The sequence below is a fragment of the Phenylobacterium sp. genome (genome assembly GCF_036501465.1).
Classification (GTDB): domain Bacteria; phylum Pseudomonadota; class Alphaproteobacteria; order Caulobacterales; family Caulobacteraceae; genus Phenylobacterium.
Genome location: NZ_DASYAF010000071.1, coordinates 75,443 through 96,772, shown reverse-complemented (window position 1 = coordinate 96,772; position 21,330 = coordinate 75,443). Strand labels below are relative to the sequence as shown.

The 21,330-nt window shown below is 70.9% G+C and carries 21 protein-coding genes and 1 pseudogene; 9 read left to right on the top strand and 13 right to left on the bottom strand.

Features of this window, described 5'->3' with window-relative positions; translation table 11 throughout:
• Positions 1-138: pseudogene (locus VGL85_RS07745) on the top strand (IS481 family transposase); the annotation flags it as partial.
• Here the strand turns inward: VGL85_RS07745 and VGL85_RS07740 are convergent.
• The 5 genes from VGL85_RS07740 to VGL85_RS07720 are packed head-to-tail and all read right to left on the bottom strand — an operon-like array spanning position 135 to position 6,397.
• The gene (locus VGL85_RS07740; protein WP_331587730.1) at positions 135-3,059 is read right to left on the bottom strand and encodes a tetratricopeptide repeat protein; all 2,925 of its coding nucleotides are present in this window, start codon (positions 3,057-3,059) and stop codon (positions 135-137) included. The pseudogene VGL85_RS07745 and the gene VGL85_RS07740 sit on opposite strands and share 4 nt — an antisense overlap.
• Before the next feature lie 4 nt (positions 3,060-3,063).
• The gene (locus tag VGL85_RS07735) at positions 3,064-4,086 is read right to left on the bottom strand and encodes a MotE family protein (protein ID WP_331587728.1); all 1,023 of its coding nucleotides are present in this window, start codon (positions 4,084-4,086) and stop codon (positions 3,064-3,066) included.
• On the bottom strand, positions 4,083-4,688 hold the full coding sequence (locus tag VGL85_RS07730; RefSeq protein ID WP_331587726.1) for a DUF6468 domain-containing protein: 606 nt from the start codon (positions 4,686-4,688) through the stop codon (positions 4,083-4,085). Before VGL85_RS07730 ends, VGL85_RS07735 begins: the two co-directional genes overlap by 4 nt.
• Positions 4,685-5,776, bottom strand: a complete 1,092-nt coding sequence (fliM, locus tag VGL85_RS07725) for a flagellar motor switch protein FliM (RefSeq protein ID WP_331587723.1) — start codon at positions 5,774-5,776, stop codon at positions 4,685-4,687. The genes VGL85_RS07730 and fliM overlap by 4 nt, the downstream gene beginning before the upstream one ends.
• A 27-nt stretch (positions 5,777-5,803) precedes the next feature.
• On the bottom strand, positions 5,804-6,397 hold the full coding sequence (locus tag VGL85_RS07720; protein ID WP_331587721.1) for a flagellar basal body-associated FliL family protein: 594 nt from the start codon (positions 6,395-6,397) through the stop codon (positions 5,804-5,806).
• A 234-nt stretch (positions 6,398-6,631) separates the two neighbouring features.
• On the opposite strand from VGL85_RS07720, the gene flgF reads away from it, so the two are divergent.
• The 6 genes from flgF to VGL85_RS07690 are packed head-to-tail and all read left to right on the top strand — an operon-like array spanning position 6,632 to position 10,792.
• Positions 6,632-7,375 (top strand): flagellar basal-body rod protein FlgF, encoded by a 744-nt coding sequence (flgF, locus tag VGL85_RS07715; protein ID WP_331587719.1) that lies wholly within the window; start codon positions 6,632-6,634, stop codon positions 7,373-7,375.
• 15 nt (positions 7,376-7,390) lie between these two features.
• Positions 7,391-8,179: a flagellar basal-body rod protein FlgG gene (flgG, locus tag VGL85_RS07710; protein WP_331587717.1), complete on the top strand. Its 789-nt coding sequence runs from the start codon at positions 7,391-7,393 to the stop codon at positions 8,177-8,179.
• A 3-nt stretch (positions 8,180-8,182) separates the two neighbouring features.
• Complete coding sequence (gene flgA, locus VGL85_RS07705) at positions 8,183-8,974, top strand: flagellar basal body P-ring formation chaperone FlgA (RefSeq protein ID WP_331587715.1); 792 nt, start codon at positions 8,183-8,185, stop codon at positions 8,972-8,974.
• A 19-nt stretch (positions 8,975-8,993) separates the two neighbouring features.
• On the top strand, positions 8,994-9,758 hold the full coding sequence (gene flgH, locus VGL85_RS07700) for a flagellar basal body L-ring protein FlgH (RefSeq protein ID WP_331587713.1): 765 nt from the start codon (positions 8,994-8,996) through the stop codon (positions 9,756-9,758).
• Positions 9,759-9,780: 22 nt separating this feature from the next.
• Complete coding sequence (locus VGL85_RS07695) at positions 9,781-10,263, top strand: hypothetical protein (protein WP_331587711.1); 483 nt, start codon at positions 9,781-9,783, stop codon at positions 10,261-10,263.
• A gap of 58 nt (positions 10,264-10,321) precedes the next feature.
• Complete coding sequence (locus VGL85_RS07690; protein ID WP_331587709.1) at positions 10,322-10,792, top strand: hypothetical protein; 471 nt, start codon at positions 10,322-10,324, stop codon at positions 10,790-10,792.
• A 77-nt stretch (positions 10,793-10,869) separates the two neighbouring features.
• Here VGL85_RS07690 and dxs read toward each other — a convergent pair whose 3' ends face one another.
• The 5 genes from dxs to VGL85_RS07665 form a co-directional block, all read right to left on the bottom strand.
• Positions 10,870-12,783 carry a 1-deoxy-D-xylulose-5-phosphate synthase gene (gene dxs, locus VGL85_RS07685; RefSeq protein ID WP_331587707.1) on the bottom strand — a complete coding sequence of 638 codons (1,914 nt, stop codon included), beginning with the start codon at positions 12,781-12,783 and terminating at the stop codon, positions 10,870-10,872.
• A 35-nt stretch (positions 12,784-12,818) separates the two neighbouring features.
• Entirely contained in the window at positions 12,819-13,715 is an 897-nt protein-coding gene (locus tag VGL85_RS07680; protein WP_331587705.1) for a farnesyl diphosphate synthase, read from the bottom strand.
• Between the two features lie 33 nt (positions 13,716-13,748).
• On the bottom strand, positions 13,749-13,991 hold the full coding sequence (locus VGL85_RS07675; RefSeq protein WP_331587703.1) for an exodeoxyribonuclease VII small subunit: 243 nt from the start codon (positions 13,989-13,991) through the stop codon (positions 13,749-13,751).
• A gap of 9 nt (positions 13,992-14,000) precedes the next feature.
• Entirely contained in the window at positions 14,001-14,621 is a 621-nt protein-coding gene (locus VGL85_RS07670) for a histidine phosphatase family protein (protein WP_331587701.1), read from the bottom strand.
• 102 nt (positions 14,622-14,723) lie between these two features.
• Positions 14,724-15,647 carry a histone deacetylase family protein gene (locus VGL85_RS07665; RefSeq protein WP_331587699.1) on the bottom strand — a complete coding sequence of 308 codons (924 nt, stop codon included), beginning with the start codon at positions 15,645-15,647 and terminating at the stop codon, positions 14,724-14,726.
• Positions 15,648-15,680: 33 nt separating this feature from the next.
• On the opposite strand from VGL85_RS07665, the gene VGL85_RS07660 reads away from it, so the two are divergent.
• Together VGL85_RS07660 and VGL85_RS07655 are read left to right on the top strand one after the other, a co-directional pair.
• Complete coding sequence (locus VGL85_RS07660) at positions 15,681-16,253, top strand: GNAT family N-acetyltransferase (protein WP_331587697.1); 573 nt, start codon at positions 15,681-15,683, stop codon at positions 16,251-16,253.
• Between the two features lie 116 nt (positions 16,254-16,369).
• Positions 16,370-16,936, top strand: coding sequence for a recombinase family protein (locus VGL85_RS07655; protein WP_331587695.1), 567 nt, complete (start codon positions 16,370-16,372; stop codon positions 16,934-16,936).
• Between the two features lie 14 nt (positions 16,937-16,950).
• Here the strand turns inward: VGL85_RS07655 and VGL85_RS07650 are convergent, their stop codons facing one another.
• The 3 genes from VGL85_RS07650 to VGL85_RS07640 form a co-directional block, all read right to left on the bottom strand.
• Positions 16,951-18,528 (bottom strand): DHA2 family efflux MFS transporter permease subunit, encoded by a 1,578-nt coding sequence (locus VGL85_RS07650; RefSeq protein WP_331587693.1) that lies wholly within the window; start codon positions 18,526-18,528, stop codon positions 16,951-16,953.
• A gap of 31 nt (positions 18,529-18,559) precedes the next feature.
• Complete coding sequence (locus tag VGL85_RS07645; protein WP_331587691.1) at positions 18,560-19,699, bottom strand: HlyD family efflux transporter periplasmic adaptor subunit; 1,140 nt, start codon at positions 19,697-19,699, stop codon at positions 18,560-18,562.
• 96 nt (positions 19,700-19,795) lie between these two features.
• Positions 19,796-21,232: an efflux transporter outer membrane subunit gene (locus tag VGL85_RS07640; protein WP_331587689.1), complete on the bottom strand. Its 1,437-nt coding sequence runs from the start codon at positions 21,230-21,232 to the stop codon at positions 19,796-19,798.
• Positions 21,233-21,330: the final 98 nt, after the last annotated feature.

The following is a 21,330-nucleotide window of genomic DNA, read 5'->3' as shown; positions in this document are numbered from 1 at the left end:
GACGCCTACAACTTCGCCAAGCGGCTGAAGACCCTACAGGGCCTCACACCCTACGAAGCCATCTGCAAGGCCTGGGCGGATAAGCCGGATCGCTTCAGGATCGATCCCGTCCACTTGACCTCGGGACTGAACACCTAGGCCTTGGCTGGCGTTTTGGGCGGCGTCGCGGCGGCCTGTTTGGCCGGCGCCTTGGCCGAGGCGGGCGCGGGGGCCGCGGCCTTGGTGGGGCCGCTCGGCGGCGGAGCTTCGCGGAAGTGGGCCTTCATCTTGTCGACCCAGCCGGTGAAGGCCTCGTTGTCGGCGCTGACGCGACCGAAGTCGGCAACGCTCAGCTTGTTGGTCGAGACCCCGGTCAGGGCGATCCGCAGCGCCGCCGGATTGTGGGCGCCGTCGAAGAAGCCCTTGTATTCGTTGGACAGCCGGGCCAGGGCCGCGTCGTCGCCGGCCAGGCTGTAGGCGACGCCGGCGCGCAGCAGGCGGCCCTCCTCGTCGGCCGACAGCGGCTGCGGCGTCTTCCAGCGGTCGCCCAGCGATTTCTCGAACTGCGGCCCGGACTTGGCCCAGTCCTTCTGCTTCCAGGTGATCTCGGCGCGCAGGTCGGTGGCGTCCCGGGAATTGTCCTTCTCGATGATCTCCAGGGCCGAATCGTAACGGCCGACGCCCATCCAGCCACGGGCCTCCACCAGGCGCCGCTCGGCGTTCAGCGCGTTGGGCAGGATGGTGGTGCGCGAGGAGTTGATCGCCTGGATCGCCTGCTCGGGCTTGCGGTCCATCAGGTAGATGACCGCCAGGTCGGTGGCGACCTGGGCCTTGGCCACGCCGTCCAGGCGGTTGTCGACCTGGTACTTCAGGAAGAATGCGGCCCGGTCGAGCAGGTCCACGTCCACCAGCCGGCGCACCAGCTTGCGGACCATCAGGTCGCCGTCGGCGCCCAGGGGCGCGAGTTCCTGGAAGTCGGTGAACAGGCCCAGCGCCTGCACCGGCTCCAGGCCGTCAGCGCCGCCGTCCAGGAACAGCGAGCGGAAGGCCGCGGTGAGGTCGGCCTGCAGCTGCAGGGCCTCGGGCAGGTCCGGCAGGCGCTTGCCGGCCGAGCGCAGGGTCTCCAGCGCCTCGCGGTAGCGGCCCTGGCTGAGATAGAGCTGGCCGAGCGCGCGGATGGTCTCGAGCTCGGTGGCGTCGCCGCGCCAGCGGTAGCGCAGGCCGTCGAAGATCTGGGCCGCCTGGACCGGCGTCACCTTGCCGGTCTCCAGCCGGATCTGGGTGGCGCGCAGCAGGGCGGGCGAGGACAGGCTCTCGCGCGGCACCGTCGCGATCGCCTGGTACATGCGCAGCGCCCGGTTCTTGTGGCCCTGCTGCTCGATGACCCGGGCCTGGACCAGGCGGGTGGCGAGTTCCTCCCAGGGGTCGGTCTTGTCGGCCAGCGCCAGGTGGATGCGGGCGTCGGCGCTGGCCAGGTCGCCCTGGGCGAGCGCGGCCTGGGCGTCGGCGCGGGCGAAGCGCGCCTTCCAGGTCGGCGAGAACATGTTGAAGGCTTCGGCGCCCTTGACGAACTGGCCGCGCGCCTCGGACCACTGGGCGAGCTGGGCGGCGATGTAGGCGCGCCAAAGCGAGGCGGACTTGTCCTCGGCCAGGACCGGGGCGGAGAAGTCGGCCTCGGCCTCCTTGTAGCGCCGCGCCATGACCCGGGCGATGCCACGCAGGCCGCGCCACTCAGGGTTCTCCATCATGGCCGAATTGGTGCGGGCCAGGTCGTTCAGGACGCCGATCGCCTCGTAGGAAAGCTCGCTGCCGACCAGGAAGCGCGCCAGCGCCATGCGCGCGCCGGTGGGCGCGGCCTTGTCCTTGTTGGCCCTTTCGACGGTCGCGGCGGCCAGCAGGTGCTGGTAGCGGTCGAGGAAACCCTTGGGCCCGGTCTTCGGCCAGTCCTGGTAGTTGATCACCGACGGCAGGGCGGCGGGCCTGGGCGTGTCCAGCCCATAGCGGGTGTCGTCGTCGACGGCGTAGGTCGGCGAGAGCGCCATGCCGGCCTTGCGGCCGATATGGACGATGTCGCCGGCGCGCACCACGTCGAGGTCGTCGACGTACTGCTCGATGGCCACGCCCTGCACCGAGGGCAGGACCGCCATCTGCACATAGTCGTGCCGCGAGGCCACGCCCTTGGCCGGGCCGAGCGCGGTGACCACGTCCAGGGTGTCGCCGGCCTGGGGATCCAGGAGCCGCACCACGCGGGTGGCGCCGGCCACGGCGGCCTTCAGCCCGGGCGGGCCTTCGACGTCGTCGCGCTGCACGCGTACGGCGGTGGAGGGGCCCTGCTCGCCCGGCCCCACCGAGACGGTCCAGGTCGCGCCCTGGGCGGTGGCGAAGATCGGCGCGCCGTGGGCGGCCTCGATGCGCACGGCGGCGTAGTCGGCGCCCTTGACCGCGGAGACCGCCGAGAACTGCGGCACGCCCTTGATCGTGTGGCTGACGTCGATGGTCGCCGCGGCGTCGAAGACGATCCAGACCGCGTCGCCGCGGCGGAACACCGCCGCGCCCGCCGGATTGGCCCACGGGAAGCTGAACTGCACCTGGGAATTGACCACGGCCGAGGCCATGTGGACCACGCCGCCGGCCGGGACGGGATTGGGACGGACGGGCTCCGGCTCGACCGGCGGCGGCGGCGCGGCCGCGACCTCCTCCGGAGGAGGCTTCGCCTTCTGGAAGACGTTGAGGAACATCGCCCCGTCGGCGTTGCCCACCTTGTAGTCGGCGTCGTCGGCGAGGGTGATGGAGAGCTGCAGCCGCCCGCCCGCGTGCTTCTTTTCGGCGGTCTTGATCCACTTGGGCGGCGAGGTGCGCAGGCGCGCGATGTCCGGGTCGGCGTCGCGCGGGAAGCTGAAGGTCAGCACCTGGCCGGCGCGCTTCACCTGGGCCGCGGCGCCGCGGAACTCCACGCGGGAGAAGCCGTCGGCCTGGGCCACGCGCACGTCAAGACCCGTCGTCGCCGCCCCGGCGGGGGCGACGACGGCCGCGACGGCGATCGCCGCCACACCTGCGCGCAGGGTCTGGCGCAGGGTCAAGGACCTATCCGGCCTTCGCCGGTGTTGGCGCGGCGGCCGGCGGCGACTTGTCGGCCGCGGCCGTGGCCTGGGCGTCGTCGCCCTCGGCGGCGGGCTTCTTCTTGGCCGGCGCCTTCCTGGCCGAGCGGGCCTTCTTGGCCGGGGGCGCGGCCTTCGTCGGGTCGTCGGCGGCGGTCTTGGTGGCGGCGGCCGCGGCGTCGGCCTTGGCGTCGGCGCCCTGGGCCAGGATCTGGGCGGGGGTGAAGCGCTTGGCGAGCGCCTCGGTCAGCTTCTTGGCCTCGGCCGGCGGCATCTGGCCGACGATGCCGGAGAGCGAACGCTCCTTCATCTTGGCGGCGATCGGCAGGCGGACGCTGTCGTCGAGGATGGCCATGCGCGCGGCGGCGTCCTTGGGCTTCATGCCCTCGAACACCTTCACCAGGCGGTCGATCTCTGTCTGTTCCTTGCCGTCGGCCTGGGCCAGCAGGTTCTGGATGTCCGTCTTCAGGCCCTGCAGCACCTTGGTCTTGGCGTCGAGCTTGGCCTCGGCGGCGGCCAGCAGGGCCACCTGGGTGGAAAGGTCCTGCTCGCGCTGGTCCAACTGGCCGCGCCGCGCGCCCAGGTTCTGCAGGATCTGCAGCTCGGCGGGCGACAGGCCGGCTTCCTTGGCCAGTTCGGCGGCGGTGGGCGCGCAGACGGCCCGGGGCTGCTGCGACGGCGGCGGCAGGGCGGAGCTGGCGGCGGCGTCCTTGCCGGCGCCCGCGGCCGAAGCCGCCCCGGCGTCGGGCGCGCCCGGGTGCGCGGGGTCCGCGAACAGCGAGCCCTCGCCGTCGCCGGCCTTGGCGTCAGTGATCGCGGCGGCGGCCTTGGCGGCCGCCGGCTTCTTGGCCGCGCCCTTCTTCGGCGCCGGCTTGGCGGCTTCCTCGGCGAAGGCCTTGGCGCCGCTCAACAGGCCAGGCAGGTCGCGCGCGCCGGCCAACGCATTGATCGCCAGGACTCCGCCGACGGCGACGCCGACCAGGGGCAGGATGCGGGGCATCGACTTCAACGACGGACTCCGTGGACTTGATCGAGGGTGAGCGGCTCGTCGTCGAACAGATCGTCGTCGGCCAGGCGGCGGCCGCGCAACGGCCGCTCGTAGGAGGGGTTCGGCAGGACGTCGCCGGAGATGCGGCGCTCGCCGCGCGCCAGGATCTCGGCCCCGGCGCGCTCGGCGTCGCTCTGATGGGGATTTGCGCGCAGGGGGGGCATGATCCGCTCCGGGCGCGCCTCGCGCGCGGCGGCCAGCAGGGCGCCCAGGCGCCGCTCGGCCACCGGGTCGTCGGAGAGACCCTGCTCGGCGTTCTGCGGGGCGGCGCGCTGTGGCACGTGGGCGTGCTCGACCAGCCGCTCCAGCTTGAGCGCCAGCGCGCGGCCCTTTTCGATGCGGTCGGCCAGGAGGTCGACGGCCTCGTCGGTGGCGGAGCGCAGGTCGGCCAGGCCCTGTTCGGCGCGGGCGGCGGCGCGGTTCAGCTCGCTGACCGCCTCGGCGAAGCCCTCGTGGCTGTCGCGCAGCGCCTTCAGCCGGCGGTTCAGCCGCAGGCCCACGCCGAGCGCCGCCAGCAGCAGCACGGCGAGCATCGAATTCATCACCAGGCCGACGATGCTCATACGGACCTCTGCACGGCTTGCCGGGCGTGGGGCGTCAGCGGCGCTTCCACGCGCACGGCGATGTGGGCGTTGCGGCGGCCCATGCGGCCGCGGGTGAGCGGGATGACGCCGGCGCGCAGCTCGATCAGGCTGTCGGGCGTGGCGTTCAGCATCAGGGTGTCGCCGACCTTCAGGTCGAGGACCTGCTTCAGGCCCAGCTGCTGCTCGTCGAGGACGGCGCGGACCTCCATGCTGGTGGTCCAGAGCTCGGTGGCCAGGTGGCCTTCCCAGATGTTGTCGCGGCCGAACTTCTCGCCCATGAACTGCTGCAGCAGCATCTTGCGGATGGGCTCCAGCGTCGCATAGGGCAGCAGGAGCTCGATGCGCCCGCCGCGGTCTTCCATGTCGATGCGCAGCTTCACCAGGATCGCGGCGTTGGCGGGCCTGGCGATGGCGGCGAAGCGCGGGTTGGTCTCCAGGCGATCGAGGCTGAAGGTCACCGGGGTCAGGGGCTCGAAGGCCTCGCGGGCGTCGGCCAGCACCACCTCGACCATCCGCTGCACCAGCACGCGCTCGATGGTGGTGTAGGGGCGGCCCTCGATGCGCATGGCCGCGGTGCCGCGCCGCCCGCCCAGCAGGACGTCGACGATCGAATAGATCAGGTTGGAATCGACCGTCAGCAGGCCGTAGTTGTTCAGCTCCTCGGCCCGGAACACCGACAGGATCGCCGGCAGCGGGATCGAGTTCAGGTAGTCGCCGAAGCGGATCGAGGAGATGTTGTCGAGGCTGACCTCGACGTTGTCGGAGGTGAAGTTGCGCAAGGAGGTGGTCATCAACCGCACCAGGCGGTCGAAGACGATCTCCAGCATCGGCAGGCGCTCGTAGGAGACCAGCGCGGAGTTGATGATCGCGCGGATGCCGGTGCGCTCGCCGCCCTCCTCCTCGGAGAGGTCGAAGCCCAGCAGGCTGTCGATCTCGTCCTGGTTGAGGATGCGCTCGTTGGCCTCGCCGCCGTCGTCCCAGTCGGTGGACGCGGCGTCGCCCGGCGCGGCGCCGGGAGCGGCGTCGGCGGCGGCGATTTCTTCGGTGTTTTCGGGTTCGTCGGCCATGGGTGACTGCGATCAGGCGCTGGCGCGCTAGTTGATCAGCATCTCCTCGATGAGCACGGCGTTGGCCTTGGCCGAGGGGGCGAGCACTAGGTTCACCCGGCGCAGGATCTCCATGCGCAGCTCGTAGGAGCCCTGGCTGCCGGAGAGGTCCTCGGGCCGCAGTTCGCGCAGGAAGGTCTGGAACATGTCCTGGAGCCTGGGCATGTTCGGCTCCAGCTCGTCGACCGCATCCTGGTTCGGCATCTCCAGGGTCAGCTTCAGCTTCAGGAAGGTCGGGCGGCCGTCGGCCGTCTGCATGTTCACGACCACGTCGGGGATCGTGTAGAACAGCACGCCGTCGGGGCCTTCCTTGACCACCGGGGCGTTCTTGTCGTCCTTCTTGTCGCCGTCCTTGCCCTTCTTCTTCTCCGGCTTCTTCTTGGCGTCCTTGCCGGCCGACGCCTCGGGCTTCGGCTTCAGCATGAAGAAGGCGCCCGCGCCGCCGCCGCCCACCACCACGAGCGCAGCCGCGCCCGCGATGAGCATCAGCTTCATCGGCAGCTTCTTCTTGGGCTTGTCGCCCTCTGCGTCTTCGCCCTCGGAGCCTTCCTTGGGCGCTTCGGAGACCTCTTCCTTGGCCACGCGCGCGTTCCTTAGAAACTTACACGCTCACCCATGCGGCCAAGTTGGTTAACGCGCGGTTTTTAACGGACGTTAATGGGTGACAAGCCTGCCCGGCAGATTCCGCCGCGCGGCAGCCGTTAACCAATTTATTCACTGATTTCTTTGGGCTTTTTAGTTGGCCCGATGCTTGCAAACCCTGGCGACGAAAGTGTCGCGCCTTTTGCGACGCCCCCAGAGGTCTTCGGAAGCTCGATGGACAACACCCTCTACGTCGGCCTGTCGCGCCAGATGGTGCTGAAGCGCGAGATGGACATCATCGCCAACAACATCGCCAACGCCGACACCAACGGTTTCAAGGTCGAGAACCTGATGACCAAGGAGGTGGACGGCGCGCCGGCCTTCACCCAGGGCGGCCCGCGCCCGGTCAAGTTCGTCGGCGAGGACGGCGTGGCCCGCGACTTCAGCCAGGGCGGCATGCGCCGCACCGACGCCACCTACGACGTGGCCATCGACGGCCAGGGCTTCTTCAAGGTCAGCACCGCCAACGGCGACCGCTTCACCCGCGACGGCCACTTCCGCACCGACTCCAACGGGGTGATCACCACCCAGAACGGCGACCCGGTGGCCGACGACGGCGGCGGCCAGATCACCATCGACCCCAACAAGTCGGGCCCGATCACCATCTCGGAAGACGGCATCGTCAGCCAGGGGACCGAGCGGGTCGGCAAGATCGGCGTCTACAAGTTCGACAGCCAGTCGGCGCTCGAGAAGACCGGCGACAACCTCTACCAGAACGCCGCCAACCAGACCCCGACCGCGGCCGACACCGCCAAGGTGCGCCAGGGGATGCTGGAGAGCTCCAACGTCAATTCGATCACCCAGATCACGCGGATGATCGAGGTCAACCGCGCCTACGAACAAGTCACCCAGATGATCTCCGCCGAGAGCGACCTGTCGCGCACCTCCGTGTCGCGCCTGGGCAAGCTCAGCAGCTAGTTAGGACCTTAAGCGATGCAAGCACTCCGCACCGCCGCGACCGGCATGGCCGCGCAACAGATGAACGTCGAGGTCATCTCGAACAACATCGCCAACATGAACACGGTCGGCTTCAAGAAGCAGCGCGCCGAGTTCTCGGACCTGCTCTACCAGACCCTGCAGCAGCAGGGCGCGCAGTCGTCGGACCAGGGCACCGTCGTGCCCACCGGCGTGCAGGTCGGCGCGGGCGTCAAGGCCGGCTCAGTCTACCGGATCGCGAGCCAGGGGGCGATGACCTCCACCGGCAACCCCTACGACCTGGCGATCAACGGCCGCGGCTACTTCCAGGTGCTGACGCCGTCGGGCGACATCGCCTATTCGCGGGCCGGCAACTTCGCGATCAACGACCAGGGCCAACTGGTCACCCAGGACGGCTACCAGGTGCAGCCGGCGATCACGATCCCGCAGAACGCCACCAACGTCACCATCTCCCAGACCGGCCAGGTGCAGGTGACCCAGCCGGGCGTCGCCACCCCGGCGGTGGTCGGCCAGATCGAACTCGCCAGCTTCACCAACGAGGCGGGCCTGTCCGCCCAGGGCAGCAACCTGTTCCTGCAGACCGCCGCCTCCGGCGCGCCGGTGACCTCGACGCCGGGCCTGCAGGGCTTCGGCACCCTGATGCAGGGCTACACCGAGGCGTCGAACGTCGATCCGGTGAGCGAGATCACCAACCTGATCGTCGCCCAGCGCGCCTATGAAATGAACTCCAAGGTGATCACCACCGCCGACAACATGCTGGGCGTGGCCAACCAGGTGAAGCAGTAAGCCATGCGTCTCGCGCTTACCCTGATCGCCGCCGCGCTCGCGGTCGCAGGCCCAGCCCTCGCCGGCCGCCCCGTGAGCCTGAAGGCCGACACCACCAGCGCCGACGCGGTCGTGACCCTGGGCGACCTGTTCGATGGCGCGGGCGCCGCCGGCCGCCTGGCCGTGGCCCAGCGCACCGCCTCGACCGTGGTGCTGGACGCCGCCGCCGTTCAGGCCGCCGCGCGCCGCGCCGGCCTCGACTGGGACAACCCCGACCACCTGCGCAAGCTGGTGGTCCGCGCCGGGATCAGCGCGCCCTCGGCGCCCATCGCCCGGAGCGTCTCCGGCTCGCCCGCCGCCGCCCAGCTGGGCGCCTCGGCGGCCCGCGGCGAGGTCGAGGTGCTGACCTATGCCCGCAGCCTGAACGCCGGAGAGCTGGTGCAGCCCACCGACCTGGCCTGGGCGAAGGCCGTGGCGGCGCCCGCCGACAGCCCCTCGGACCCCGACCAGGTGATCGGCATGGCCACGCGGCGGCCGGTCCGCTCCGGCGCCGTGGTCATGGCCCGCGACGTGGGCGCGGCCGTGGTCGTCAGGTCCGGCGACCTGGTCATCGTGACCTACGACAGCGGCGGGGTCTCGCTCTCGCTGGAGGGCAAGGCGATGGGCTCCGCCGGGGTCGGCGACACCCTGCAGGTCCAGAACACCCAGTCGCGGAAGATCATCCAGGTGGTGGTTTCCGGGCCCGGAACCGCCGTGGTCGGCCCCGCCGCCCTCGAAATCAAATCCAACCGCACCACCCGCTACGCCGCCCGCTGAGAGAACAGAGAGTCATTCCATGCGCATCCTCGCCCGCACCCGCACCCGCACCGCCGCCGCCGTCGCCCTGATCGCACTGGTCCCCGCCCTGGGCTCCCTGGGCGCCTGCACCACCGTCAAGGAGGCCGTCCACGGCCCGGAGCTGGCCCCGGTCGGCTATCCCTCGCACCTGGCGCCGATGGACCCGAAGACGACGCTGCAGTATCCGGCGCCGCAGCCGCCGACCGCCAATTCCCTGTGGCGGACCGGCGCGCGCACCTTCTTCAGCGACCAGCGCGCCCGCGCGCCGGGCGACATCCTGACCGTGCTGATCAACATCAACGACAGCGCCAACACCAAGAACGAGACCACCAGCTCGCGCACCAGCGGCGCCAATGTCGGCATCCCGAACCTGCTGGGCTTCGAATCGACCCTGGGCAAGATCCTGCCCAAGGCCTTCAACCCGGCCAGCGCGGTCTCGACCAACTCCAAGATGACCAACGACGGCTCGGGCGCGGTGACCCGCCAGGAGCAGATCAGCCTGACCATCGCGGCCACGGTGATGGCGGTGCTGCCGAACGGCAACCTGGTGATCCAGGGCACCCAGGAGGTGAAGACCAACACCGACATCCGCCAGCTGACCATCGCCGGCATCGTGCGGCCGGAGGACATCTCGGCCAACAACACCATCCAGCACACCCAGATCGCCGAGGCGCGGATCAACTACGGCGGCCGCGGCGACATCTCCAGCGTGCAGAAGACCCCAGCCGGCCAGTCGCTGCTGCAGCGGTTCTCGCCGTTCTAGGGCGCGGCGGGCGGTGCGGCGCATGCGCGGCCTGATGGTCCTGGGGCTGGCGGCCGTGGTGCTGGGCGGCTGCGGCAGCGTCCGCGTCAGCGCCGTCACCGATCTCGCCGCCGAGCACCCGCACACCGCCTGGGACCTCAGCGAGGACGGCGACGAACTGCGGCTGTCGCTGGGATCGCCGGGCAACAAGGTCCAGGTGGCCCTGACCTGCCGCGTGCGCAGCGGGCGGATCGACTTCACCCTGGCCGGCCGCGAGGGCGACCCGGCGATGATGGAGCTGCGCTCCGGCGAGATCATCAAGCGCTATGCCGGCGCGGGCCACGCCGATCCCGACAGCCCGGGCGTGATGCTGGTCGAGGTCCCCGTCGGCGCCGACGACCCGGTGATGCGCCGTCTGGCCGACACCGGCCAGCTGAGGATCGCCTTCGGCGACCGGCGCATCATCCTGCCCAACGCCTTCGCCCCGGCCCACGACTTCCTGCGGGCCTGCCGGGCGGCGAATTGACAGCCGTTGGGGCTGGTGCACGCTGGCCGCCGATCCTCTGGTCTTCGGAAATTTCAGTATGCGCCGCGTCCTGGCTTCCGCCGCCATCGCCGTCAGCCTGGTGACGCTTGCGGGCGCGGGCCGCGCCGATCCGGACATGGTCTGGATCTATATGGAGCCCAGCCATCCGCAAACGGACCCGGCGCGCCTGGCCTACGGCGTGCCCGCCACCGAGGACGGGCTGATCAGCATCGACTGCCGGCCGGGATCGGGGACGCTGAGCCTGACGACCTGGATCGACCCGGACCCGCACGTCGGCCGCACCACGCTGCGGGCGGGGGCCGCGCGTTCGGTTCACAGCTCGAAGACCGAGCCCAACGACATCGCCGAGGGCGTGGCCGTGGAGACATCAGCCTCCACCCAGGACCCGGCGATCCGGGCGTTCCGCAAGGGCGCCGCGCTCTCCGTCATCACCGGCCGGAGCGTGACGCGGTTGCCGCCGGTGACGCGCGCGGCGGCCGAGCCGTTCTTCCGGGTCTGCGGAGGCTAGGATCTTTCAACAGCTCAGCGGACACAGACATCCGTTTTCCCCGCTTTCGCGGGGAATGCGGCTGTTGAGTCCGGACGCTAGGCGCGCCAGCCCATGGCGACGGCGTTGTCCATGCCGAGCGCGGCCAGGACGCCGCGCACGATGCCGTCCGCGTCGAGGCCGGCCTGGGCGTACATGGCCTCGGGCTTGTCCTGGTCCTGGAAGACGTCGGGCAGCACCAGGGGACGGACCTTCAGGCCGCGGTCCAGCGCGCCGTGCTGGGCCAGCGTCTGCAGGACGAAGGCGCCGAAGCCGCCGACCGCGCCCTCCTCCACGGTGACCAGGGCCTCGTGCTCGCGGGCCAGGCGCAGCACCAGCTCCACGTCCAAGGGCTTGGCGAAGCGGGCGTCGGCGACGGTCGCCGAGAGGCCTCGGGCGGCCAGCAGGTCGGCGGCCTTCAGCGCCTCGCCGAGCCGTGTGCCCAGCGACAGAATGGCGACGGCGGTCCCCTCGCGCAGGATGCGGCCCCTGCCGATCTCGTAGGGGGCGGCCAGGTCCGGGATGGCGACGCCGGTCCCCTCGCCGCGCGGATAGCGGAAGGCGGACGGGCGGTCGTCGATCTCCACGGCCGTGGCCACCGCGTGGGCCAGCTCCGCCTCGTCGGCCGGGGCCATCAGCACCATGCCGGGCAGCGCGCCCATGTAGCCGATGTCGAAGGAGCCCGCGTGCGTCGGCCCGTCGGCGCCCACCAGGCCCGCGCGGTCCATGGCGAAGCGCACCGGCAGGCGCTGGATCGCCACGTCGTGGACCACCTGGTCATAGCCGCGCTGCAGGAAGGTGGAATAGATCGCCGCGAACGGCTTCATGCCGTCGGCGGCCAGGCCGGCGGCGAAGGTCACCGCGTGCTGCTCGGCGATGCCGACGTCGTAGGTCCGCTCCGGGAAGCGCTGGCCGAACAGGTCCAGGCCCGTGCCGGACGGCATGGCCGCGGTGATGGCGACGATCTTGTCGTCGATCTCGGCGCGCTTGATCAGCTCCTGGGCGAAGACCTTGGTGTAGCTGGGGGCGATGGCCTGCCCCTTGGCCTGTTGGCCGGTGACCACGTCGAACTTCGCCACCGCGTGCAGCTTGTCGGCGGCGGCCTCGGCCGGGGCGTAGCCCTTGCCTTTGTGGGTGACCACATGGACCAGCACCGGGCGGTCGGTGATCTCGCGCGCGTTCCTCAGAACATGGACCAGGGCGCCCATGTCGTGGCCGTCGATCGGGCCCACGTAGTAGAAGCCCAGCTCCTCGAACAGGGTGCCGCCGGTGACCATGCCGCGGGCGTATTCCTCCGCCTTGCGGGCGGCCTCCTGCATCGGCTTGGGCAGCACCTTGGCCACCGTGCGGCCCACCTTGCGGAACGACTGGTAGCCGCCGCCGGAGACCAGCCTGGCCATGTAGGCGCTCATTCCGCCCACCGGCGGGGCGATCGACATGTCGTTGTCGTTGAGGATGACGGTGAGCTGCCTGGTCGTCTCGCAGGCGTTGTTCATCGCCTCATAGGCCATCCCCGCGCTCATCGAGCCGTCGCCGATCACGGCGACCACGCGGTGGTCCTCGCCCTTGCGGTCGCGGGCGGCGGCGAAACCCAGAGCGGCCGAGATCGAGGTCGAGGCGTGGGCCGCACCGAAGGGGTCGTAGGGGCTTTCCGCGCGCTTGGTGAAGCCCGACAGGCCGCCGCCCTGGCGAAGCGTGCGGATGCGGGCGCGGCGACCCGTGAGGATCTTGTGCGGATAGGCCTGGTGGCCGACGTCCCAGATCAGGATGTCCTTGGGCGTCTCATAGACGTGATGCAGCGCCACCGTGAGCTCGACCACGCCCAGGCCCGCGCCCAGGTGGCCGCCGGTGACCGAGACCGCATCGATGGTTTCGGCGCGCAGTTCGTCGGCCAGTTGCCTCAGCTCGGCGATGGAAAGACCGCGGGTGTCGGCGGGCGAATCGACCGTGTCGAGCAGCGGGGTGACGGGCATGAAAACGAACCGGGCGGGACTGATTAGGGGACGATCTAGGATTGGCGCTCTAACACGAAATCGACGCTGGCCCTCAGGAATTCAGCCGCTGCGCCAAAGGGCTCCAGGTGCGATTTCGTCTGCTCCCGCAGGAGCGCCAGGCGCTCGCGCGCGGCCGGCACGCCCAACAGGGTGACGAAGTTCGCCTTGCCTTTTCCGGCGTCCTTGCCGACCGCCTTGCCGAGCCGTTCCGGGTCGCCCTCGGCGTCCAGCAGGTCGTCGACGATCTGGTAGGCCAGGCCCAGGTCGTGGGCGAAAGCCAGCATGGCGTGACGCTCCGAATCCTTGGCGCGGGCCAGCACCAGCGGCAGCTCGAACGCGCAGGCGATCAGCGCGCCGGTCTTCAGCCGCTGCATGCGCGCCACCCCGCCCAGGTCGTCGCGCACGCCCAGGATATCGATCATCTGGCCGCCGCACATGCCGCGCGCGCCCGCCGCCTGGGCGAGCCTGGCCACCAGCTCGGCGCGGATCGCCCCGTCGGAATGGGTGTCCGGATGGGCGAGGATCTCGAAGGCGGCGGTCTGCAGGGCGTCGCCGGCCAGGATGGCGGTGGCCTCGTCATAGGCCTTGTGCGCCGAGGGCCGGCCGCGGCGGGTGTCGTCGTCGTCCATGGCCGGCAGGTCGTCGTGCACCAGGCTGTAGGCGTGGATGCATTCCAGCGCGCAGGCGGCGCGCAGCGTCGAGCGCTCCGGCACGTCGAACATCCGCCCCGTCTCGAGCGCGAAGTAGGTGCGCAGCCGCTTGCCGGGCCCGAGCGCCGAATAGCGCATGGCCTCGGTCAGCCGGCCCTCCGGCCCGTCGGCGCGCGGCAGCAGTTCATCCAGCGCGACCGTGACGAGGTCGGCGGCCTCGGCCACCCGCTGGCCCAGCTCTCCGTTCGAGAGCACTGGCATCAGGAGACTTTTGGCATCAGGAGCCTTTCGGCATCAGCTGAACTCGGCGGGTTCGACACCCTGGGCGCCGCCCGCGCCGACCACGATCTTCTCCACGCGCAGGCGCGCGGCCTCCAGGCGGGCCTCGCAATGGGCCTTCAGCGCCGCGCCGCGCTCGTACATGCGGATCGAATCCTCCAGCGGCGCCTGGCCGCTCTCCAGCCGACCCACAATCTGCTCCAGCTCGGCGAGCGCCTGCTCAAATGACATGGCGGCGATATCGGCGGGTTCGGACATGGATTCTACCTAGGACCGCTCGAAGCGTTGCGTCGACCAGTATTTGTAGCCTTCGCGCAGGGTCCGCCTCCAGCCGCGGCGGCGCAGCGCCCGGCCGATCATCGCATTGAAGAATCCGTGGGCCAGCACCACCACGTCGCGCCCATCGGCAGCGATGGCGGCGAGCTCGGCGGCGGCGAACTCGGCGCGGGCCTCGGCCTCCTTGCGGGTCTCCTGGCCCTCGTGGTGGTTGAAGAACCACCACCAGAAGCGGGCGAAGAAACCCCACAGACGCGGCGACAGGCGGATCCAGCCGGGCCAGTTCGGCGGCGGCAGGGGCGCCTCCACCAGGAACTCCTCGCGGGTGAAGGCCCGGCCCCTGCCCAGCGCCTCGGCGCTCTCGATGGCGCGCTGGCGGGTCGAGGCGATCAGCACGTCGCAGCGTTCCACGAAGGCGGCCAGGTCCTTGGGCGGGGTCTGGCCCGGCAGCAGGCCCATCACCTCATAGCGGGCCCAGAACTCGCGGTATTCGGCGGCGGTCAGGCGGACCTGGCGCGACAGGGCGGGCTCGCCGTGGCGGGCGAGCGTGATCACGCCCGGACGGCCCCAGGCCGCCTCCGCGGACGCGATGCTGGCGGTTTCCGCGTTCACGGCCTCAGCCCACCCTCGCGAATGACTGGCTGGCGAAGAGCTGGCCGGCGAAGGGCTGGCCCGCGAACGACTGGCGGCTTCGCCTTCACGAGAGCTCCGTCCCTACCCCAGCGAGAGGGCGCGCACGTGCGCAAGCGCCGACGAGCCCAGAGCCTGAAGGTCGTAACCGCCCTCCAGCGAAGAGACAACCCGGCCCTTGGCGTGGCGGCCCGCGACCTCGACGATGGCGCGGGTGGCCCAGGCGAAGTCTTCCGCCTCCAGGGCCTGGCCGCCGCCGCCCAGTGGGTCGCGCACATGGGCGTCGAAGCCGGCCGAGATGATGATCAGGTCCGGCGCGAAGGCGTCGACCCGCGGCATCAGGCTCTCGAAGGCCTTGCGCCAGACCGCCGCCGAGGCGCCCTCCGGCGAGACGGCGTTGGCGATGTTGGGCGCGGTCGGCTCCGACGGATGGCCGGTGCCGGGCCACATGGGCCACTGCTGGATCGAGGCCAGGAACAGGCCGTCCTGGCCGTCGAAAGCGGCCTGGGTGCCGTTGCCGTGGTGGATGTCGAAGTCGACGACGGCGACCTTCTCCAGGCCCGCCGCCTGGGCGGCGCGGGCGGCGACGGCGACGTTGGAGAAGATGCAGAAGCCCATGGGCAAGCCTGGCTCGGCGTGGTGGCCGGGCGGGCGCACGGCGCAGAAGGCGCGCGCCGTCTTGCCGGCGGCCACGTCGCGCACCGCGGCCACCACGGCGCCGGCCGCCCGGCGCGCGGCGGCCTTGCTGCCGGCCGACATGTAGGTGTCCTCGTCCAGCTTCACCGTGCCCGCCTCGGTGCGGGTGGCGGCGATGGCGTCGAGGTATTCGCGGCTGTGGACCGCCAGCAGGTCGGCGTCGTCGACCAGCGGCGCCTCGTGGGGCGAAAGGTCGAGATCGCTGTCGTCCAGCGCCGCGGTCACCGCGGCCAGGCGTTCGGGCCGTTCCGGATGGCGGTCGCCGGGACGGTGGCCCAGCATGTCCAGATGAGTATAAAGCGCGACGGTCATGCCCAATCCTAGCTTCAGATTCCCCGCCTGCCGATGCCTGAACCCATAATACGGCGCGCCGGCCCGGCCGATGCGGCGACCCTGTCGGCGATCGGCGCGGAGACCTTCGTCGAGACCTTCGGCCATCTCTATCCGCCGCGGGACCTCGAACGCTTCCTGGTCGAGGCCTACGACCTGGAGCGGACGCGCAAGGACCTCGCCGACCCGGCGAAGGCGTCGTGGTTGGTGGAGGCGGACGGCCAGGCGATCGGCTATGGTCTGGCCGGGCCCTGTGGCCTACCGCACCCGCAGGCGACGCCGGCCTGCGGCGAGATCAAGCGCATCTACTTCCGCAAGGCCTGGCAGGGCGCGGGCCTGGGCGCCGCCCTGTTCGCCGAGATGGTGGGCTGGCTGCAGGCGGCGGGACCGCGCGCGGTCTGGATCGGCGTCTGGTCGGAGAACCACGGCGCCCAGCGGTTCTACGCCCGCCATGGCTACGAGACGGTGGGTGAATACGGCTTCGAGGTCGGCGACACAGTCGATCGCGAATATATTCTGAGGCGTTCGTGGGAGAGTTATGCCGCGGACGCCGCAAAAACGGCGGTAGGCGAACACAATCCCGCCTGAATTACCCCGTCCAAGGGTTGAATATTGCCTGGATTTAATCCTTCGCCGCTTGTGGCGGCGCTTGGCATCTGGGACCCTTGGGGCAAGTCCTAACCTTATAGGAGACGCGCAGGGGTATGCGCCGGATCGGCTACGTCAGGCGGCCAGAGCGCGTACCCGGTTTCGGGTGCGAGCTGGCGCGTGATTTCGCTCGTGAGGACGACGCCGCGGCCGAGGCCGAGGCCCTGCGCGCGGCCGGCTGCGACGAGGTCCGGCTGGAGGTCGACGCCACGTCCGGCGGCGACGCCTTCGCGGTGCTGCATGCGCTGCTGGACGCCATCGGGCCGGGCGACCAGCTGGTGGTGGGCCGTCTCGAGCGCCTGGGCGGCAGCGGACGGGCCATGCTGGCGGTGCTGGAGCGGCTGGAGCGCCGCGGCGCGGGCCTTGAGATCATCCGCCCGACGCTGAGCAGCCGCGGCCCGGGCGGGACGGCGCTGCGCGCGGCGCTGGAGGCGGTGGCGGCGGCCGAGCCGAACGGCGGCGCGCGGCCCAGGCGCGCGGCGGCGACCCAGGAGATCCGCGCCCTGCAGGAGGCCGGGGTCGGGCCGGTGGAGATCGCGCGCCGCCTGGGCGTCAGCCGGATGACGGTCTGGCGCAAGCTGAAGGCGGCGGAGGGCTTCGGGGGCCAGTCCGCCCTGCCCTAGCCCGCCGTCCAGCGCTAGTCCGCCGCGTGCGCCGCGCCGCCGGCCCCGATCGCCTTGCGGCTCAGCCAGACCATGGGAATGACGATCACCATCAGCCAGGCGCAGACCCGGAAGATGTCGACGGTGGCCAGCATATAGGCCTGGCTCACCACCTGGTTGGTGACCGCGCCCAGCGACTGCAGCGGCGAGAGGCCCGCGCCCTGCAGCTTCGACATGCTCTGGACGAAGGACGGCGCCTGGGAGCCCATGGTCTCGGAGAGCCGGGTCTGGTGCACGGCCTCGATGCGGTCCCAGCTGGTGGTCACCAGCGAGGCGGCGAAGCTGCCGGCGGTGATCCGCAGGAAGTTGTACATGCCGGTCGCCTGGGGGACCATCTGGGCCGGCAGGCCGTTCAGCGCCATGGTCACCATGGAGACGAAGAAGGTCGCCATGGCGATGCCCTGCACCAGCATGGGGATCACCAGCGCCTGGAAGCCGACGTCGCTGGTGAACAGCGAGCGCAGGTAGAAGGAGGCGGCGAAGGCCAGCAGCGACAGCGTCGCCGTCCAGCGCGCGTCGACCTTGTTCATGATCCGGGCGGCGAACGGGGTCAGGAACACCGCCACCACGCCGGACGGCGCGGCCACCAGGCCCGCCCAGGTGGCGATGTAGCCCATGCGGGTCTGCAGCCAGAGCGGCTGGAGCAGGTTGGTGGCGAAGAACACCGCATAGCCCAGGCATGAGGCGGTGGTGGCGAGCACGAAGTTGCGGTTCTTCATAAGGGCCAGGTCGACGATCGGATGCGCCTCGTTCAGCTCCCAGATCAGCCACGCGATGAAGCCCACGATGGCGATCAGCATCTCGACGACGATGGCCGGCGAGTTGAACCAGTCGGCGTCCTTGCCGGTGTCGAGCATGACCTGCAGCGCGCCGACCCAGGTCAGCAGGAGGAAGAAGCCCCAGCGGTCGATGGGCAGCTGGCGGGTCGGGGTCTCGCGGCTCTTCATGGCGCGCCAGCAGACGACGGCGCAGATCGCCCCAACCGGCAGGTTGATCAGGAAGATCCACGGCCAGGAGATGTTGTCGGAGATGTAGCCGCCGAGGATCGGCCCGCAGATCGGCGCCACCAGGGTGGTCATCGACCATAGGGCCAGCGCCGTGCCGCGCTGGGCGGCGGGGAAGATCATGATCAGCAGCGCCTGCGAGCCCGGGATCATCGGGCCGGAAAGCGCGCCCTGCAGGATCCGGAAGACGATCAGCGACGGCAGGTTCCAGGACACGCCGCAGAGGAAGGAGGCGATGGTGAAGCCGGTGACCGAGGCCACGAAGGTCCGCACCACGCCATAGCGCTGCATCAGCCAGCCGGTGAGTGGAACCGAGGCGCCGTTGGCCACCGCGAAGGAGGTGATCACCCAGGTGCCCTGGTCGGCCGAGACGCCCAGGTTGCCGGCGATGGTCGGCACCGAGACGTTGGCGATGGTGGTGTCCAGCACCTGCATGAAGGTGCCGAGCGCCAGCGCGATGGCGGTGATCGCCAGGGCGGCGCCCTGCATGGGAGCCGGCCCGGCAGGCTGGGCGGCTTGCGCTTGGACAGGCTTGGAGTCGTCGGCCATGGCCGCGCCTTTCAGGACTTAGGGCGGAAGCTTAGTTGGCGTGCGAGATGTCGACGGTGGCCTTCATGGACAGGCCCACGCGCAGGGGGTGGCGGGCCAGCTCCTTGGGGTCGAGGTCGATGCGGACCGGCAGGCGCTGGACCACCTTGATCCAGTTGCCCGAGGCGTTCTGGGCCGGGATCAGGGAGAAGGCCGAGCCGGTGCCGCCGGACAGGCCGCGCACGCGCCCGTGGAACTTCACGTCCGAGCCATAGAGGTCGGAGGTGAGCGTCACCGCCTGGCCGGGGCGCACCTTCTTCAGTTGCACTTCCTTGAAGTTGGCGTCGACGTAGGCGTCGTTGGCCGGGACGATGGCCATCAAGGGCGCGCCGACCGCGACCTGCTGGCCGACCTCCACCTGCTTCTTGGAGACGATGCCGTCCATGGGCGCCTTCAAGACCGTGCGGTCGAGCATCAGCTGGGCGGCGTCGAGGCGGGCCTTGGCGGCGGCGACTTCCGGGTTCTGGTCGAGGGAGACGCCAGCGATCAGCACGCGGTTGGCCTCGCGCTGGCCGGCGGCGGCGGCGCGGCTGGCCTGGGCCTGGGCGAGCGCGGCCTGGGCCTCGGCGTAGCGGTTCTTGGCGTTGGTCAGCTCATCGCCGGAGACGGCGCCGGAGGCCGACAGCGCCTGGCGGCGGTCGAGGTCGGTCTTGGCGCGGTCGAGGTCGGAACGGGCGCGGGCGATATCGGCGTCGCGCGCGGCGAGCTGGCCGGCGAGCGCGGTGTCGTTGGCGCTATAGCCCTGCACCTTGCGGATCGCCTGGCCGAGCGCGGCCTGGGCCTGCTCGACGGCGATCTTGGCGTCGGCGTCGTCCAGCACGATCAGCGGCTGGCCGGCCTTGACCTGCTCGGTCTCGCGCACCAGCACCTTGGCGACGGGACCGGCGATCAGCGGCGTCACCTGCCCCACGTCGGCGCCGACGTAGGCGTTGTCGGTGGAGACCGTGCGGCCGCCGAACAGCAGGGCGTAGGCGCCGTAGAGCACGGCGGCCAGCACCACGACGATGGCCAGGAGGATCAGCATCTGGCGGCGGCGCGACCTGGCCGCGGTCTGGGCGGCGGCCGGACCGGAGACCTGGACCCCGGGGCCCGGTTCGACGCCGGTCTTTGCGAAGGTGGCGGTGTCGGACATCTGAGTGGTCCTTGGAGGATCGGCGTCGGGAAGGCGTCGGGTTGGAACTGGGAGTCGTGAAAACCAGGCGGTCGTGCAAGAGGACGAAGCGGCGGGTCAGGTCGTGACGTGGTAGCCGCCGCCCAGCGCGCGGATCAGCTCCACGTCGAGGGTCAGCGCGCGGGCGTCGAGGTCGGCCACCGCGCGGCGGCGGCGCAGCAGGTCCTGCTCCACCAGCAGCACGGCGGGATAGGTCGACAGCCCGCCCTGGTAGCGCAGCTTGGCGATGCGGTAGGCGTCCTCGCTGGCGGCGAGGGCGGCGCGGCTGTCGGCCAACTGGACCTGCAGGGCCTTGTCGGAAGCCAGCACGTCGGCGACCTGGTGGAAGGCCTCGGTGACGGCGGCGTCGTAGCTGGCGACGGCGGCGTCGCGGTCGGCCTCGGCGCCCTTCAGCCCGGCGCGCAGGCGCCCACCCTCGAAGATCGGCAGGCTGAGCGCCGGGCCCACCGAGCCGATGTCGGAGCCGGAGGCGGTGAGCGCGGAAAGATGCAGGGCCTGGACGCCCAGGAAGGCGGTCAGGTTGACGTCCGGATAGAAGGCGGCGCGGGCCTCCTTGATGTGGCTGGTCGCCGCCTCGGCGCGCCAGCGGGCGGCGGCGACGTCGGGGCGGCGGCCGACCAGGTCGGCGGCGAGCTGGCCCGGCACGCCCAGCGGCTTCAGGGCCGCGATGCTGGGCCGGGCGATGGAAAGGCCGCGGTCGGGGCCAGCGCCCGCGAGCGCGGCCAGGCGGTTGCGGGTCAGCGCGATCTGCTCGTCGATGGCGTCGAGGTCGGCCTTGGCCTGCAGCGGCTGGGCCTCGGCCTGGCGCTGCTCGCCCAGGGTGTCGAGGCCGTTCTTCACCCGGTCGGAGACCAGCTTGGCGGTCTCGGCCTGGGCGGCCTGGGCGCGTTCGGCCACGTCGCGTTCGGCGTAGAGGCGGGCCAGGTCGGCGTAGGCGGCCGCGACATTGGTCGACAGCATCAGCCGCGCCTCGGCGGCGTCGGCCTGGGCGGCGCGGGTGTCGGAGACGGCGGCGGCCACCGCGGCGCGGTTCTTGCCCCAGAAGTCCAGCTCCCAGGAGAAGTCCAGCGCCTCGCGGCCGTACCAGTTGTAGCCCTTGGGCACGAACGGCTTGGGGATGCCCAGGTTGTAGCTCTGCTTCATCTCCTCGACGCCGAGGTTGGCGTTGAGGCTCGGCAGCTCGCGCGAATGGGTGGAGGAGACGATCGCCTCGGCCTTGCGCACGCGGGCCTCGGCCAGGGCCAGGCTGGGCGAGCCGGAGAGCGCCTCGGTCATCAGGCCGTCGAGCTGGGCGTCGCCGTAAGCGCGCCACCAGGCGTCGGCCGGCCAGTCGCGGCTGGCGCCGGCGAAGGCCTGGGTGGTGGCGTAGCTGGCCGGTGTCTTGGCCACCCTGGCGGGCGACGGCGGCGGCAGGGTGGCGCAGGCGGTAAGCGCGGTGGCGGCCAGCAGGGCCCCGAGGGATGTCATTGGGAGCGGGCGGGAGAACGTCGTCATGGTCCGACTCTTGTCATACCGTACGGTACGGTCATATATTCTGGGGGACGATATAGCGAACCCTGCCTTGACCCGTCAAGACTGACCATACCGTACGG